Below are 16,342 nucleotides of genomic sequence, written 5' to 3'. Positions count from 1 at the left end.
AGTCAGAAGTCTACGACAGCGAAACCGTTTTGCGTACCTTTAGCGGGGATAATGTATCAACGAATGAAAGTGCACGGTCTGCCCGCTGCTGTTGCGGTAGGCATGGGGTTTATCGCCCACAAAACGCACGCCGGAATCGGGCAAAATCGTGCGCCAGACGCCGTCGAGACACATCTCCAGTTCGCCACTGATCACCACCACATGTTCAATTACACCCGCTTCGTGCGGCGTCGATTCACTGAGTGCGCCCGGCGCCAGGGTAATCGAAAAGTGGTCAAACTTTAGCGTTTCGTCCCACGGGAAAAGCGGCTTGACCACCATCGCCTGCTGCTGCGGGTCAAAGACGGGCTGCGGGTGCGTTTCCGGTGTAATAAAGGCGGAGAAAGGGACGTTCAGACCGGTGGCGATTTTCCACAGGGTCGAAACCGTCGGGCTGGACTCGTTGCGCTCGATTTGCCCGAGCATCGCTTTCGACACGCCTGTCTCGTCCGCCAGCTTCGACAGACTCCAGCCACGCGCCTGACGCTCGTTTTTCAGCGTTGACGCCAGATGTTGAGTGATATTCATAGATCCTCCCGTTGCCGGGAGTGTACCACTTGTACGCTATAGCGCACAGTGCTACATTCCCACGGACGCTATAACGCACAACGGAGTCTTTATGCGCCCTTCCTCCTCACTTTTTCCGGCGGCGCTGGCCGGATTCGTCGCCGTGCTGGTGGGCTACGCTAGCTCTGCCGCCATCATCTGGCAGGCTGCGGCCGCAGCGGGCGCCACGCCGCAACAGATTGCAGGCTGGATGACCGCGCTCGGCATCGGGATGGGGGTAAGCACGCTCGCCCTCTCCCTGTGGTACAAATCGCCGGTGCTTACCGCCTGGTCCACGCCTGGCGCGGCGCTGCTGGCGACCAGCCTGCAGGGCGTCACCCTTGCCGAAACCATCGGCATTTTTATCTTCGCTAATACGCTAATTCTGCTGTGCGGCGTGACGGGTCTGTTCGCCCGGCTGATGAAAATTATCCCACATACTCTCGCAGCAGCGATGCTCGCCGGTGTGCTGCTGCGCTTTGGCCTGCAGGCGTTCAGTCATCTTGAGGGCCATTTTCTGCTGTGTGGAAGCATGCTGCTGGCGTGGCTTGTCGCAAAAGCCTTCGCGCCGCGCTATGCCATTGTCGCTACACTGCTGGTCGGAAGTGTGGCTGCCTGGGCGGGAGGTGACGTTGTCACGGATAATCTTGCTTTTCGCGTGGTGCTTCCGGAATTTATCGCGCCGAAGTTTACCTTCACCACGCTCGTTAGCATCGGCCTGCCTTTCTTTCTCGTGACCATGGCGTCGCAAAACGCGCCGGGTTTCGCCACCATGAAAGCCTCCGGATATCCGGTCGCGGTTTCGCCGCTGATCATTTTCACCGGCGCACTGGCCCTGCTGTTCTCGCCGTTTGGCGTCTTTTCCATCTGCATCGCGGCGATCACCGCCGCCATTTGTCAAAGCCCGGACGCGCATCCTGACGCCAACAAGCGCTGGCTGGCCGCGGCGGCAGCAGGCGTGTTTTATCTGCTGGCAGGCATTTTCGGCGGATCGATTACCGCGCTGATGGCGGCGCTGCCGCTCAGCTGGATCCAGACGCTGGCCGGGCTGGCGTTGCTGGGCACCATCAGTGGCAGTCTGTATCAGGCGTTACAGCATGAGGCGGAGCGCGATGCGGCCATCGTCACTTTTCTGGTGACTGCCAGCGGTGTAACACTGCTCGGGATTGGGTCGGCGTTCTGGGGGCTTATCGCGGGTGGGATCTGTTTTGTCGTGTTATCACGCTTTCGCCGCGCGTAGCTGCGAGGGGGTTAATCCGAGGGTCGCTTTAAAGCGATTGCTGAAATGGCTGGCCGAGCTAAACCCGCAGGCCAGCGCGATGTCGGTCAAAGGTTGCTGAGTGAACTGCACCAGATTCTTCGCCTTTTCCATACGCTGCTGCATGACGTACTGATGCGGCGCCATATTCATCGACTGGCGGAACATGCGGGCAAAGTGGTATTCGCTCAACGCCGCTACCGCAGCCAGCTCAGCCAGCGTTAACGCCTGGGAGAGATGGTTATTCACATACTCCAGTACGTTGCGCAGCACGTACGGCGACAGGCAGCCAGTGACGACGGGCAGCTTCCACTGCACGCTGGAATAGTTCTGGATCAGGTGGGTCAGCAGCAACGTGCTGGCGGTGCTGAGCGTCAGCTGGTTGGCCTGCTGCTGCCAGTCGCAGCCGAGCAAAAACTGGCGATAAAGCATCGCGATTTTAGGATCGCTGGCGAAGGTTTTTTCATCCAGCGCAATCGCCGCCGGGCTTTTATCCCAGATCTTCTCACCCAGTTCGCGCAGGTGCTCGTCAGTGCAGTAGAGGTGCACAAAGGATAAATCGTCGCGGATGTCCCAGCTCGACTCGCTCTCTTTTGGCATCAGGCAAAAACGGTCCGGCCCGCCGCCGTTTTTCCAGCCGCTGGCCGTTTTGTGGTAACTCTCGTAGCCGTCCGCCACATACAGGCTCAGGGTATGGTGGTTACTTTTTACCGTCACCGTATCGTGCTTGTTGTACCACGCCGCCAGCTGGATGCCCGAATTGAGGGCGACCGTCTCCCGCAGCACGGCGTTCTGTTGGCGAAGGGTTTCAAAGGTGTCGTAAGCGTGAGACATAACCGTAACTGACAAGTAAACAGATCGACAGTCTAAGAAGTGTTGCCCCGCGATACCAGTCATGGGGAAACAAAAAAGCGCAAGAATTTGCAAGTGAGCCGCAAGTGGCTGAAAGCGCGCCGGTTCAGTTCCGGTCACACTTCACTTTTACCCTTTGATAAGAGAGAACGATGAACGCACTTCTGTATGGGCTGGTGGTGGTGATCTGGGGGACGACCTGGATTGCGATTTTCCTGCAACAAGGACCGGTTGCCGCGCCGGTGTCCATTTTCTGGCGCTTTGCCGTGGCGAGCGCCGCGATGATGCTGGTCCTGCTGGCGCTGGGGCGTCTGCGTAAACTGGCAGTGCGCGATCATCTGTTCTGTATGGTTCAGGGCTGCTGCGTGTTTTGCTTCAACTTCTGGTGCTTTTACACGGCGGCGAAGTTTATCAATACCGGGCTGGAGTCGGTCATTTTTTCGATGGCGGTGCTGTATAACGCCATTAACAGCTTTATTTTCTTCGGCCAGCGTCCACCGGCGCGCTTCTGGGCCGCCGCGATCCTCGGGCTGCTCGGCATCATCACCCTTTTCTGGGACGATTTGCTGGCCAGCGGCTGGAGCCACGAACTGCTGCTGGGTATCGGCCTGTCAGCGCTTGGGACTTACGGTTTCTCGCTGGGCAATATGATCAGCCTTCGCCATCAGCGTAACGGTCTGGAAACCATGACCACCAACGCCTGGGCGATGACCTACGGTACGCTGGTGATGGGTGCGATTGCGCTGGTGCGCGGCGACAGCTTTGTCCCCGAGTGGACCATGAGCTACATCGGTGCGCTGCTGTATCTGGCGATCTTCGGATCTGTGATTGCCTTTGGCGCGTACTTCACCCTCGTCGGTCGCATTGGTGCAGGCAAAGCGGCCTACAGCACCCTGCTGTTCCCGCTGGTCGCGCTGTCGATTTCTACGGTGTATGAGGGCTACGTCTGGCACATGAACGCGGTGGCGGGATTACTGCTGATACTGACGGGGAACCTGGTGATGTTCACCCGACCAGAAACCTGGTTCAGGCGTCTGCGGATGGCATAAAAAAACCGGCGGTGTGAGGCCGCCGGTTTCAGATTATTTTTTGGTATTGTTCACATCAAACATGGTGGCATCCGTCGCCATGTCATCCACGACCTGTTTCAGCGTCGCCACGGTCATTGGTGCATTTTCGTTATTCAGCTCTTTCCCTTCGCCTTTACGAACCACTTTGATCACCGGTTTGCCCGTTGAGGCGTCGATCAACTCACCTTCAAAGAAGAGATGGGTGTCCATCGTGCGGTGTCCTGTCGCCATTTGCGTACCCGCTACCACCAGCGCAACCGGCACCACTTCATAGAACTGCAGCCCTTCGCTCTTCGAACTCACACCCGTTACCGCGCCGCGGAAGATCAGACTACGTGGCCCTGGTGTTGTCACCAGCGGTTTCGTCTGGCCAATGGCCGCTTTCATTTTGGTATTGGTGTAGGCCAGCAGATCGTCCAGTAACTTTTGCCCTACCTGAGTAGTTGGTTTAGGCACCGGATAATAGGTGATTGGATTCCAGACGATATTATCGTAATTAGACGGTTTGTAGGATGGATCTACCCAGCGCAGCGTCGGTTTGCCCGTTGCTGACGTTGTCTGCTGCAAGCCTGAATAATCTTTCAAAAAGCCCGAATATTGATCGGGTTGCGCCACTTTGGACGCGCAGCCCGCTAAAACCAGCAGGCCAGAGAGCGCTGCAACTTTAAAAAAAGTCTGAGTACGCATGGTTGTGAATCCCTGTTATGTGCAGATATGCATATGAAGTTATAGCAAAAGAATCAGGGGTTTGTTGTGACAAAAAGGGTGCTGGCGGCACAATTCAAAAAACAAACTGCCCGGAATAGTCACGGGCAGTGATTTATGGTTATTTAATATCCACTTGCCAGAAGAGGTGTTTACCAAACGGATCGATTTCGTAACCCGTCACCTCTTTTCTCACCGGTTCGAAAATGGTGGAGTGCGCAATCATCACCGCAGGCATTTGATCGTGCATCATCTGCTGCGCCTCTTTATATAGCGCCACGCGTTTGTCGTGATCGGTTATCGATTTCGCCTCGTTGATGATCTTATCAAACGGCTGATAGCACCATTTCGCCGAATTCGAGCCGCCGTTGGCGGACGTACAGGTAAACAGCGGGCCGAAGAAGTTATCCGGGTCGCCCGTCGCCGTGGTCCAGCCCATCAGCGCCGCCTGGTGCTCACCGCCCTTCACACGCTTAAGATATTCGCCCCACTCATAGGTGACGATTTTGGCCTGCACGCCGATTTTCGCCCAGTCAGCCTGAATCATTTCGGCCATCCGTCTGGCGTTCGGGTTATACGGGCGCTGCACCGGCATCGCCCACAGTTCGATACTCACGCCGTTGGCAAATCCCGCCTCTTTCAGCAGCGCTTTGGCCTTATCGGGGCTGTAGTCGTAATCCTTCAGCTCGCTGTCGGCGCTCCAGACGCCGGGCGGCAACAGGTTTTTCGCTGCGGTTCCCGTGCCATGGAACACCGCGTCAATGATCGCCGGTTTGTTGATCGCCATCGCCAGCGCCTGTCGCACTTTCACGTTATCCAGCGGCGGCTTTTGGGTGTTAAACGCCAGGAATCCGGTGTTCAGCCCCGCTTTGCTCATCAGGTTGATATCACTGTTGGCCTTCATGCGCGGCAGATCGGCAGGATTCGGGAATGGCATCACCTGGCATTCGTTTTTTTCGATTTTAGCAAAACGCACGGAGGCGTCCGGCGTGATGCTAAACACCAGTCGGTCGAGTTTTGATTTGCCCTGCCAGTAGTCCGGGAACGCGGTGAAGAGGATGCGCGAATCTTTCTGGTACTGCGTCAGTTTAAACGGCCCGGTGCCTATCGGGTCCATATCCACTTTTTCCGGCGTACCCGCTTTGAGCATCGCGTCGGCGTATTCCGCAGAGAGAATCGAGGCAAAATACCAGGCCAGATCGGCGACAAACGGCGCTTCCGGATGCGCCAGGGTAAAGCGTACGGTGTGGTCGTCCACTTTGTCGATAGCGGTAATCAGGCTGCCGAACTCCAGACTTTCAAAGTTGGAATAGCTGCCGTTAGAGACGTTGTGGTACGGGTGGTTAACGTCTTTCTGCCGCATGAAGGAGAAAATCACATCATCGGCGTTAAAATCGCGCGTCGGTTTATAGAATTTATTGCTCTGGAATTTAACGCCCTTGCGCAGGTGGAAGGTGTAAACCTTGCCGTCTTCGCTGACATCCCAGCTTTCGGCCAGGCTTGGCACCAGCTCCGTCGTGCCGGGTTTAAAATCGACCAGTCGGTTATAGACCGGTACGGCACTGGCATCCACGCTGGTGCCAGAGGTGTATAACTGGGGATTAAAATTCTCCGGAGATCCTTCGGAGCAATACACCAGTGTCTTTGCCGCCACGGCGGAACTTACCGTTAATGCAGCAATTGCCAGGGTTAAGGTTGTCAGTTTGCTATTCATCGCATTTTCCTGTCTTTTTAATTCGACGGCTAATTAATTCTTTTGCCATTGCATAAATACCATTAAAGTGACAATGCAAACACCTGATAATACAAATAAAGAGAGAATCACTATGACGAATTCGCTTTCCAGTCAATTAACCCAACGCTTTTATCGCTACCTGGCCATCACCAGCCAGAGCGATCCGAAAAGCGCAACCCTCCCTTCCACACCGGGCCAGCACGAGATGGCGCGGGTGCTGGCAGAAGAGCTGAAATCACTGGGGTTGAGCGACATCGTGATCGACGAATTTGCCACGGTGACCGCCGTCAAAAAAGGCAATGTCAGCGGCGCTCCGCGCATTGGTTTTATTACCCATATTGATACGGTAGACGTGGGATTATCACCGGATATTCATCCACAAATATTAACTTTTGCAGGAGAAGACCTCTGTCTGAATAAAGAGAAACAGATCTGGTTACGGGTGAATGAGCATCCAGAAATACTGGCTTATCCTGGCGAAGAGATTATTTTCAGCGACGGAACCAGCGTATTAGGCGCAGATAATAAAGCCGCAGTAACAGTGGTAATGACGGTTCTGGAAAACCTGACGGCAGAGGATCAGCACGGCGATATCGTGGTGGCGTTTGTGCCCGATGAAGAGATTGGCTTATGCGGAGCGAAAGCGCTGGATCTAAAACGTTTTGACGTTGATTTTGCCTGGACTATCGACTGCTGCGAAATCGGCGAGATTGTTTACGAGAACTTTAACGCGGCAGCGGCAGAAATCCGCTTTACCGGCGTAACCGCTCACCCCATGTCGGCGAAAGGCGTGCTGGTGAACCCGCTACTGATGGCGATGGACTACATCAGCCATTTCGATCGTCAGCAGACGCCGGAATGCACCGAGGGCCGCGAGGGGTATATCTGGTTTAACGGCATTCAGGCCGGGCAAAGCGAGGCGGTACTGAAAGCCAATATCCGTGATTTCGACACAGCGAGTTTTGCCGCGCGCAAACAGCAAATCGCTGACGTTGCCGGTAAAATCGCCGCGCAACACCCTACTGCCCGCGTCGAGCATCACATTGAAGACACCTACAGCAATATCAGCAATGCGATTGGGGAAGATCGTCGTGCTATCGACCTGATGTTTGAGGCGATGACGTCGCTCGGCATCACGCCAAAACCGACGCCGATGCGCGGAGGCACCGACGGTGCGGCCCTGTCGGCGAAAGGACTGTTGACCCCGAACTTCTTCACCGGCGCGCATAACTTCCACTCAAAGTTTGAGTTTTTGCCGCTGTCGTCGTTCGAGGCCTCTTACAAAACGGCCCTGCAACTCTGCCTGCTGGCGGCGCGTTAGACCGGTTTGCGGGCAAGCAGTGTGGCGAAACGCAGTTTGATGCGGTTGCCATTGGCGTCGGTACGGTGTAATTCACCGACGTCTTCATTATATTTCAGCAGCTCCCAGCCTTCGTAGTAGCGGCTCAGCTCGCCGCTTTTAAAGGCGAACGGGAAACCAACGGTGCACGGATAATCTTCCGTATCCATCGCCGCCACAATCAGGTTGTAACCGCCAGGCACGGTGCAGCGCTGCATGTTCGCAATCAGTCCTGGAATGGTTTTGGCTTCCAGAAACATCATCACCACGGTCGAGAGAATAAAATCGTACTCACCGTCAAAGCTCAGGCTGTTCAGATCCTGCACGGAAGCCTGCAGATTGGCGATCCCTTCTTCAGCCTGGATGCGCGCGATGTTATCGATGCTCATCGGGTTTTTATCCCAGGCGGTTACGTCATAACCCTTCGCGGCCAGATACAGACTGTTGCGACCATTGCCGCAGCCCAGATCCAGAGTTTTGCCGGGTTTGACGATCCCGGCGCTGTAAACCACATCCGAGTGGGTGCGGGTCAGGCCATATTTTTCCGTAAAATAGTTTTCATCAAAGTGAGTCATCTCTTTTCCTCAGCGTGCATAAGCGTGGCTTTATCTGAACGAACTAATAGCTTTCCCTGCACCAGTAAAATGAAGGTGCGCACCAGTAAGAGCGCAATGATGCAGTTGGTAAAAATAAACAGCGGTACCGCAATGGCGTGGAAAAAGCCCGATGGACTGCTCTGCCCCAGATGCAGCCCGGTGGTAGCGAGCGCAGAAACGCCGAACGAGAAGCTCCAGAAGGAGGCGTTGAACGGCTGGGAGAGATACCAGGGCATCAGGCGCAGCATAAACAGCAGCTGCAACAGCCCGTAGCCAAACAGCATTTTGGCGAAGGTATCTGCCTCGCCGCCGTTGACGCTAAACCAGGCGCTGCAGGCCACCAGCGCAGGCGCCAGCTGGATACCCAGAGAGGTGCGCAGCGCCGTCGGTAGCTCGCCAGAACTGCGCAGACGCTGCAATATCACTGGCTCAAGGCTCAACCAGGAGAAAATCCCTGCACCCAAAAATACCAGCCCGGCATCGTGGAAACCGAGCACGCCGCAGGCCATCGCACTGATGAAATTATTGGCGACCGTCGGGAGATACAGGCCCGGCGTGGTGGCCTCTTCGGGGTGTTTTCCCCGCCACAGACCGGCGCTTTGCCAGGCGGCATAGCTCAGCTGCACCACAACGCCGATACCAAACAGCACCAGCGAAACGGGTCGACACCAGGGGACAAACCCTATGGCCACCAGCAGTGTGGTGGCCGGAAACAGACTCACAAAACTGCTCATCAGCGGATGGCGCATCTCCGCAAGAACACTATGCGGGAAGCGTACGGCGCGGGTAAGCATTGCCAGGGTCAGCAAAAACCAGATGAGGATCGCCACCAGCACCAGAATCTCACCCGGCCAACGGGAAACCGGCCCGATCGTGCTGGCATAGCGCCACGCGAAACCCATGCCAATAGTCCCTAATACCATGCCAAAGTAACCGAACGGTAAGTTAAGAACCTGTTGGGATTTGTGTCTATTATGCATTCATTTTAAAGTATAAATTATATTTGAAATGCTAGTTTAAGGGGTTTCAGACGCGGTTGCCAGCACTTCAGAAGGCGTAAAGTTTGCTACGGTTAGTAAAGACCCTTAGCCGAGATCATGAGATGCAAAAATACCGACTCAGCGACGAAACCCGCCTCCACCACTGGCAGAACGGCGAGACAAAAGCAGCCGTAAAGCTCCGGCAAATCATCGCCACGCGAGATTTCGGCGATGTGACCGCCGGGACAAAAGGCGGCTGGCTTGAGGATGAAAGCGCCCTGTCCCATGACGGAAACTGCTGGGTTTATGATGAAAACAGCGTGGTTTTCGCACAGGCGCAAATTTATGATAACGCGCGAATCACCCAGCATTGTGTGATCAGCCACGGCGCGAAAATCGCTGATAACAGTTGGGTCGACGGTTCACACATCAGCCATGGCGCACAGTTAAGTGACAACGTCACCGTTCAGTCTTCCGAAGTGCGCGGTATCTGCCATCTTTACGGCAATGCACGGATTCTGCATCAAAGCACTGTTATTGCAGCCCTTGGCCTGACGCCGGATCGTGAACAGGTTCTGAAAATTTACGATAACGCCACCGTCAGCCAGTCCAGAATTGTCCATCAGGCGCAGATTTACGGGGAGGCGATGGTCAATTTCGCCTTTATCGAGCATCGGGCCGAAGTGTTCGAGAATGCGCTCATCGAAGGCAACGATCTGAATAACGTTTGGGTCTGCGACTGCGCAAAAGTGTATGGCAATGCCCGGCTGGTTGCCGGCCGTGAAGACGATGCGATTCCGACGTTGCGCTACAGTTCGCAGGTGGCAGAAAACGCCGTGGTCGAGGGGAACGTGATCATCAAACATCATGTACTGATCGGCGGCCAGGCCTGGCTGCGCGGTGGCCCAATTCTGATTGATGACAAAGTGGTGATTCAGGGACGGGCGAGAATCAGCGGCGATGTGCTTATCGAACATCGTATTGAAATCACCGACGATGCGGTGATTGAGGCATTCGGTGGCGATAACATCCATTTGCGCGGTGAGAAGGTGATCAACGGAAAACAGCGCATCACCCGCACCCCGCTGCTCGGCGCGCTATAGACGAATGATTTTGGCGTAGCTGTTTACATCCTGGAACTCGCCGTTTAAAAATTCGGCTTCTTTCAGGCAGCCTTCCAGCTCAAAACCATTGCGCACGGCTACGCTGTTGCTTTGCGCATTCGCCACGCGACATTTGATGACGAAACGGCGGACTTCCCCGCGTTCAGCGTAATAGCGCATAAACGCCTGCAACGCGTTTGACAAAATACCCTGCCCCTGGCTGCCTTTATCCAGCCAGTAGCCGATGTAACCCGTCTTATTCGTCGGCTCAATCGAGTTGAATGACAGCACACCTTTCAGGGTCTGATCCTGAAAAATCAGGAACATTTTCGCATAACCACGCTGATGCAGCATGTGATTGCTGAGCACATTTTTGCGCGTGTCGTCTTCCGTTCCCACATACTGCGCCCAGTCAAAGGCGGTTTGTAGCCAGCTTTTGTTTTTGACCACCAGATTGTGCAGCTCAGCGGTATAGCGCTCGTCGATGGCCCGCAGTTCGATGCGGTCGGTAACAGGAATGATTTCAGGGGTGTTAGCCGTCATGGGTCCTCACTTTCCCTCTCCCGTCGGGAGAGGGAATTCAGCGTTAGCGCATCACGCGATCGTCAACGTAGTTGCGTTTATCAGGCGCAGGCGGGAAATACTGATACAACCAGGTTTCACTGATCGCATCCCCCTGACAGCGCAGGAACATGCGCATTTCGACCGGATCGGTGGAATCGTCCGTTGGGTACCAGTCAAACAAAATACGGTAGCCGTCGAACGGTTCGACGTAGAGGATTTCGACCTGTTTCGCTTCGCCGTTAGAGAGCGTAATCACCGGCTCGATGCCTTTCGGCGCAGCGGCTTTCAGATCGCCTCCCACGAAGTCGATAGCAAAGCGACGCGCCCAGACTTTCGGGTAGTTTTCGCCTGGTGCCCAGCCTTCCGGGAAGCCGCCCATACCGGTGCGGGTGGCATAGACGTTCGCCAGCGGCGAGCGAACCGGCGGCTGCGCGCTCCAGTAGAGACGGTATTTGAAGTCCAGCTCATCGCCAGCTTTAACCGGTTTTTCCGGCTGCCAGAAGCAGACGACGTTATCCAGCGTTTCACCGGTGGTAGGGATCTCCATCAGACCGACGCTGCCTTTGCCCCACTGATTGCGCGGCTCAACCCACAGGCTCGGACGCTTGTTGTACCAGCCCATGATGTCCTGGTAGTGGGAGAAATCGCGATCCAGCTGCAGCAGGCCAAAGCCTTTCGGGTTTTTATCCTGGAAGGCATTGAACTGCAGTTTTTGCGGGTTGTTCAGCGGACGACAGATCCACTCGCCGTTGCCCCGCCACATCGCCAGACGATCGGAGTCGTGGATTTGCGGATGGATAGTGTCACACATGCGGCGCTCGTTGTTCCCGCAGCTGAACATGCTGGTCATCGGCGAAATGCCGAGCTGCTTGATATCTTTACGGGCATACAGGTGGTTATCCACCTCCATGATCACCTGGCTCTTCTCGCAGTGGATCACGAACTTATAGGCGCCGGTGATACTTGGGCTGTCGAGCAGCGCATAGACGGTAAACGTGGTGTCGTTCGGCTTGACGGTTTCAAACCAGAATGAGGTGAAGTCCGGGAACTCTTCCGGCGTATCGGTAAAGGTGTCTATCGCCAGACCGCGCGCAGACAGGCCGTACTGATAGGTATCATCCACGGCACGGAAATAACTCGCGCCCAGGAAGGAGACGATATCGCGACGCGCCAGTTCCGGCGCTTTAAAGGCGCGGAAACCGGCAAAGCCTAAATCGCTCTGCCCCTGCAGCTGTTGGGTGTCGACATCCGTATCGTTATAGCTAAACAGCTCCGGGCGGAAGTGAATTTCACGCGCCTGGGATGTCGCAGAATCAAGCGAGAACATACGTACACGCCGGCGGAATCCCATTCCCATATGGAAGAACTGCACGTCGAGCTGGCGATCTTCAATATTGTTCCACAGTGACTGTTTCTCGTCGTATTTGATGGCGTTGTACGCCTGCGGCGTCATGGTCGCCAGCGTATTGGGCAGCGGACGCGGCGCACCGCCCCACGCAGTTTGCGCCAGATCGTGCGCCATGGATTGCAGTACAGAGAAGTCAAAACGACGACTCTGACCGTCGGCAATATCCGATTCCGCGGCAAATGCCGCACGGGAAAAGAGCGATGAGAGTCCAGCGGTACCGCTCAGCGCAGCCATTGCCAGCGAGCCTTGTAAAAAACGTCTGCGATTCATGCCTGAGAAAACGTCCTTATGGTCGTGTGAATGAGTTTCGCGGGCAGCGAAACGACGGCAAGAAAGAACGCACAGCCTAAACAAAAACGGTTAGAAATCCAATTGTTGAGCGGCGATATTCTGAGCAAAGCGAGAAATATTTTCTGTCGAGGGGAAAGGACTGAATTGACGGTAAAGTTATGTATAAATCAAAAATAAAAAGCCTCTGATGGACATCTGCATCAGAGGCGAAGAGGCGCAATATTATTATTTTACGCTGACATCAATGCCCGGGAAGTATTTCTTCGCAAGCTGGTCGATGGTGCCGTCAGCGCGGACTTTTTCGATAGCCGCATCGAGCTGTTTTTTGGTGGCCTCGTCACCTTTGCGCAGCCCGAAACCAATCCCGCTGCCGAGGATAGTGTCATCCGACACCGGTTTGCCAATAAAGCCAAAACCTTTCCCCTGCGGCTTACTCAGGAAACCAGCCTGCCCGGCCGCGGACATCACCAGCGAGGCATCAATACGGCCATTCAGCAAATCACCCCAGGCCATATTCTGATCTTTATAAGACACCACGGTGACACCGTGCTTCTCCCAGTGCTCTTTCGCATAGGTTTCCTGAATGGAACCTTGCAGTACACCGATGGTTTTGCCTTTCAAACCTTCCGGCGTCGCGTCGACGCCACTCCCTTCTTTCCCGACCAACTGGGAAGGAATACGGTAGATCGGCTGGGTGAAATCAATGCTCTGACGACGCTGATCCGTAATGTTCATGGCCGAGTTGATGGCATCGAATTTCTTCGCCATTAATCCAGGGATCAACGCATCAAATGAGGTCTCGACCCAACTGCACTTTAGCTCAGCGGCTTTGCAAATCGCTTTGCCCAGATCGATATCAAAACCTTCCAGTTCACCCGTCGCATTACGGCTTTCAAACGGCGGATATTCCGCTTCCAGGCCATAGCGCAGCTCGGTTGCAGCGAAGGAAGAAAAAGAACACAGCAATCCCATGCCGACAACTAACGCGTTAAATTTCATCTCAACACTCCTTAGCGTGGTTTAACCCGACACAGGGCCTGCGCACCTGCCCGTAATGTTGCCTCGTCTTTCGCAAAAGAGAGGCGGATCAATTTGTTATCTGTACCGTCTGTGTAAAACGCCGACAGAGGAATGGTCGCGACACCGGATTCAACGATCAGCCGTTTGACCATCTCACTGTCGCTTTCGTCGCTGAAGTGGCTGTAATCGGCCAGCAGGAAGAACGAACCTGCGCTCGGCAGCAAACGGAACGGCGACTCCGCCAGTAGATTTTGCAGTAAATCGCGTTTGCGTTGATAGAACGCCGACAGCGACAGCCAGGTCTGAGGATCGGCCATATGCTCTGCAAAGGCGTACTGCATAGGAGTATCGGCAGAAAACATCAGGAATTGATGCACTTTGCAGATTTCGTCCATCAGTTCAGCGGGAGCCACACAATACCCTACTCGCCAGCCGGTGACATGATAGGTTTTTCCAAATGATGAAATGATCACGCTACGCTCCGCCAGCTGCGGGTGCGTTGCCATGCCGTGATGCGGCTGGCCGTCAAACACGACGTGTTCATACACTTCATCAGACAAAATAATGATATCCGTCTGGCGGGTAATCGCCGCCAGCTGTTCGAGGTCGTTCGCCGAGAAGACCTGACCGCTCGGGTTGTGCGGGGTATTGATGATGATCATGCGTGTGCGCGACGTCACCGCGGCGCGGACTTCATCCCAGTCGACGGCAAAATCGGGCACCGTCAGCTTAATCGCCACCGGCGTGGCGCCTTGTAAGCGCACAATCGGCGCGTAGCTGTCGAACGACGGCTCAAAATAGATCACCTCGTCGCCAGGATGCACCAGACCGCTGATCGCCGAGTACAGCCCTTCGCTGGCACTGGCGGTAATCAGCACTTCGCTGCTGGCGTCATAACGGGTGCCATAGAGTGTGGCAATTTTATCGACGATGCGTTCTTTCAGCGGCTGCAGGCCGGTCATAGCCGCATACTGATTGTGCCCCGCCTCCATGGCGCGGGTTACGCCCGCAATGAGCTTAGGATCGCAGGAGAAGTTAGGTGCCCCCTGAGAAAGATTGATGGCGTTATGTTGAGCAGAAAGCTGCCCAATCACCGTAAAGATAGTCGTGCCAACGTCAGGCAGTTTCGAGCGGGTGTGCACGGGAGTACGCAGAGTCATCATCAATCCTTTCTCGTGGATATTGCATAACTATTCAACGCGAAGGGAGCTTTGGCGACAACCGAATTGTTGTCATAGTAGCCATGATGAAAACGCATGGCTGGCCCATTTCGCCGGGCGCAACTCTGGCAAAAACAGAGTTTTTATTTTTCCATTAAAAACTCATGCAGCGCTCACAATTATTAAATTACACTGGCGAAAACTTGATAAACAAGACGAAATTTGCAGCACTGTTAATTAGTAATTAATAATTCACATCAATAAATAATAGCAACTCATAACTCAATATAATTGAGGTTTCATTCCGTTACGGCGGAATTAATTCTTAACATTTTATAAGCGCATACTGTTTGCCGCCCTATTAAAAACAATATTAGGATTCGGGTGATTCTTGTAATGGGCAAAAGTTCATTTCAAATCATAATAAAAACCTTTTTAAGGAATGAAAAAATGAATAGAAAAGTATTGGCACTTGTTATCCCGGCGCTTCTGGCAGCCGGTGCTGCTCACGCAGCAGAGATTTATAACAAAGACGGTAACAAACTGGATCTGTACGGTAAAGTTGATGGCCTGCACTATTTCTCTGATGATTCTGGTGTGGATGGCGATCAGAGCTATGTGCGTATTGGCTTCAAAGGCGAAACGCAGATCAACGACCAGTTGACCGGTTTTGGCCAGTGGGAATACAACGTTCAGGCGAACAACACTGAAGGTTCGTCTAACCAGTCCTGGACCCGTCTGGGCTTCGCAGGCTTGAAATTCGGTGACTACGGTTCATTCGACTACGGTCGTAACTACGGCGTGCTGTACGACGTAGAAGGCTGGACCGATATGCTGCCTGAGTTCGGTGGCGATACCTGGGCACAGTCTGATGTCTACATGACCAGCCGCGCAAACGGCGTTGCAACCTACCGTAACAGCAACTTCTTCGGTGCAGTTGATGGCCTGAACTTTGCTCTGCAGTATCAGGGTAACAACGAAGGTGACGGCAACGGTAACGAAGGCACCAACAACAGCAATGGCCGCGATCCTCGTCATGAAAATGGCGACGGCTATGGTATGTCCACTACCTATGATTTCGGCATGGGCTTCAGCGCAGGTGCTGCATACGCCTCTTCCGACCGTACCAACGATCAGGTTAATCATGGTGGCACCTACGCTGGTGGCGATAGAGCCGATGCATGGACTGTCGGTCTGAAATATGACGATCACGATATTTACCTGGCGACCATGTATTCTGAAACCCGTAATATGACCATTTACGGTAACAGCGATGATGGCGGTATTGCGAATAAAACGCAGAACTTCGAAATTACTGCTCAGTACCAGTTCGATTTCGGTCTGCGCCCATCTATTTCCTACCTGCAGTCTAAAGGTAAGGACCTGAGCTATAACGGCAACACCGATAAAGATCTGGTTAAATACGCTGATATTGGCGCGACCTATTACTTTAACAAAAATATGTCCACCTACGTTGACTATAAAATCAACCTGCTGGATGAAGATGATCAGTTCTATAAAGATTCTGGCATCTCTACTGATGATATCGTAGCCCTGGGTCTGGTTTACCAGTTCTAATTCTGCGCATAATCCCAAAACCCGCCATCCGGCGGGTATTTTTTCGCCGATTGACAGGCACCTTAAGGTCAGGTGTTATGGACGACATGATGAAAACG

General features: G+C 54.1%; 15 protein-coding genes. 5 read left to right on the top strand and 10 right to left on the bottom strand.

Going from position 1 to position 16,342, the window contains the following annotated elements:
- Positions 1-39: 39 nt before the first annotated feature.
- Positions 40-567, bottom strand: coding sequence for a helix-turn-helix domain-containing protein (locus ABIE11_RS02580; protein WP_429183889.1), 528 nt, complete (start codon positions 565-567; stop codon positions 40-42).
- A gap of 70 nt (positions 568-637) precedes the next feature.
- On the opposite strand from ABIE11_RS02580, the gene ABIE11_RS02575 reads away from it, so the two are divergent.
- Positions 638-1,825: a benzoate/H(+) symporter BenE family transporter gene (locus ABIE11_RS02575; protein ID WP_429184260.1), complete on the top strand. Its 1,188-nt coding sequence runs from the start codon at positions 638-640 to the stop codon at positions 1,823-1,825.
- On the opposite strand, the gene ABIE11_RS02570 is transcribed toward ABIE11_RS02575, so the two are convergent.
- On the bottom strand, positions 1,805-2,677 hold the full coding sequence (locus tag ABIE11_RS02570; protein ID WP_429183887.1) for a helix-turn-helix transcriptional regulator: 873 nt from the start codon (positions 2,675-2,677) through the stop codon (positions 1,805-1,807). The two genes, ABIE11_RS02575 and ABIE11_RS02570, sit on opposite strands and share 21 nt — an antisense overlap.
- Positions 2,678-2,847: 170 nt before the next feature.
- Between ABIE11_RS02570 and ABIE11_RS02565 the strand changes: the two genes are divergently transcribed.
- On the top strand, positions 2,848-3,744 hold the full coding sequence (locus ABIE11_RS02565; RefSeq protein ID WP_107703592.1) for a DMT family transporter: 897 nt from the start codon (positions 2,848-2,850) through the stop codon (positions 3,742-3,744).
- A gap of 33 nt (positions 3,745-3,777) precedes the next feature.
- Here the strand turns inward: ABIE11_RS02565 and ABIE11_RS02560 are convergent, their stop codons facing one another.
- Both ABIE11_RS02560 and ABIE11_RS02555 read right to left on the bottom strand, forming a co-directional pair.
- Complete coding sequence (locus tag ABIE11_RS02560) at positions 3,778-4,452, bottom strand: DUF3313 domain-containing protein (protein WP_429183885.1); 675 nt, start codon at positions 4,450-4,452, stop codon at positions 3,778-3,780.
- 139 nt (positions 4,453-4,591) lie between these two features.
- Positions 4,592-6,184: an ABC transporter substrate-binding protein gene (locus tag ABIE11_RS02555; RefSeq protein WP_429183883.1), complete on the bottom strand. Its 1,593-nt coding sequence runs from the start codon at positions 6,182-6,184 to the stop codon at positions 4,592-4,594.
- Between the two features lie 112 nt (positions 6,185-6,296).
- Between ABIE11_RS02555 and pepT the strand changes: the two genes are divergently transcribed.
- Positions 6,297-7,526: a peptidase T gene (pepT, locus tag ABIE11_RS02550; protein WP_102103694.1), complete on the top strand. Its 1,230-nt coding sequence runs from the start codon at positions 6,297-6,299 to the stop codon at positions 7,524-7,526.
- Here pepT and tehB read toward each other — a convergent pair.
- Positions 7,523-8,119, bottom strand: coding sequence for a tellurite resistance methyltransferase TehB (gene tehB / locus ABIE11_RS02545; protein WP_429183881.1), 597 nt, complete (start codon positions 8,117-8,119; stop codon positions 7,523-7,525). The genes pepT and tehB overlap by 4 nt on opposite strands.
- Positions 8,116-9,120, bottom strand: a complete 1,005-nt coding sequence (gene tehA, locus ABIE11_RS02540; protein WP_429183879.1) for a dicarboxylate transporter/tellurite-resistance protein TehA — start codon at positions 9,118-9,120, stop codon at positions 8,116-8,118. Before tehA ends, tehB begins: the two co-directional genes overlap by 4 nt.
- Before the next feature lie 122 nt (positions 9,121-9,242).
- Here tehA and ydcK point away from each other — a divergent pair, with 122 nt between their 5' ends.
- On the top strand, positions 9,243-10,223 hold the full coding sequence (ydcK, locus tag ABIE11_RS02535) for a YdcK family protein (RefSeq protein WP_429183877.1): 981 nt from the start codon (positions 9,243-9,245) through the stop codon (positions 10,221-10,223).
- On the opposite strand, the gene rimL is transcribed toward ydcK, so the two are convergent.
- From rimL to ABIE11_RS02515, 4 genes are all read right to left on the bottom strand, one after another.
- On the bottom strand, positions 10,218-10,766 hold the full coding sequence (gene rimL / locus ABIE11_RS02530) for a 50S ribosomal protein L7/L12-serine acetyltransferase (RefSeq protein ID WP_107703599.1): 549 nt from the start codon (positions 10,764-10,766) through the stop codon (positions 10,218-10,220). The two genes, ydcK and rimL, sit on opposite strands and share 6 nt — an antisense overlap.
- 43 nt (positions 10,767-10,809) lie before the next feature.
- Positions 10,810-12,465 (bottom strand): glucan biosynthesis protein D, encoded by a 1,656-nt coding sequence (locus ABIE11_RS02525; protein WP_102103689.1) that lies wholly within the window; start codon positions 12,463-12,465, stop codon positions 10,810-10,812.
- A 246-nt stretch (positions 12,466-12,711) separates the two neighbouring features.
- A complete protein-coding gene (locus tag ABIE11_RS02520) occupies positions 12,712-13,485 on the bottom strand; it encodes an ABC transporter substrate-binding protein (protein WP_429183875.1) in 774 nt (257 codons plus the stop codon).
- 11 nt (positions 13,486-13,496) lie between these two features.
- Complete coding sequence (locus ABIE11_RS02515; protein WP_107703600.1) at positions 13,497-14,666, bottom strand: pyridoxal phosphate-dependent aminotransferase; 1,170 nt, start codon at positions 14,664-14,666, stop codon at positions 13,497-13,499.
- 450 nt (positions 14,667-15,116) lie between these two features.
- Here ABIE11_RS02515 and ompC point away from each other — a divergent pair, with 450 nt between their 5' ends.
- Positions 15,117-16,244, top strand: coding sequence for a porin OmpC (gene ompC, locus ABIE11_RS02510; protein WP_429183873.1), 1,128 nt, complete (start codon positions 15,117-15,119; stop codon positions 16,242-16,244).
- Positions 16,245-16,342 lie beyond the last annotated feature (98 nt).

This window comes from Lelliottia sp. 489, from assembly GCF_050435885.1.
Classification (GTDB): domain Bacteria; phylum Pseudomonadota; class Gammaproteobacteria; order Enterobacterales; family Enterobacteriaceae; genus Enterobacter; species Enterobacter nimipressuralis.
The sequence above is the reverse complement of the archived record's forward strand: the minus strand, read 5'-3'. Positions and strand labels throughout refer to the sequence as shown.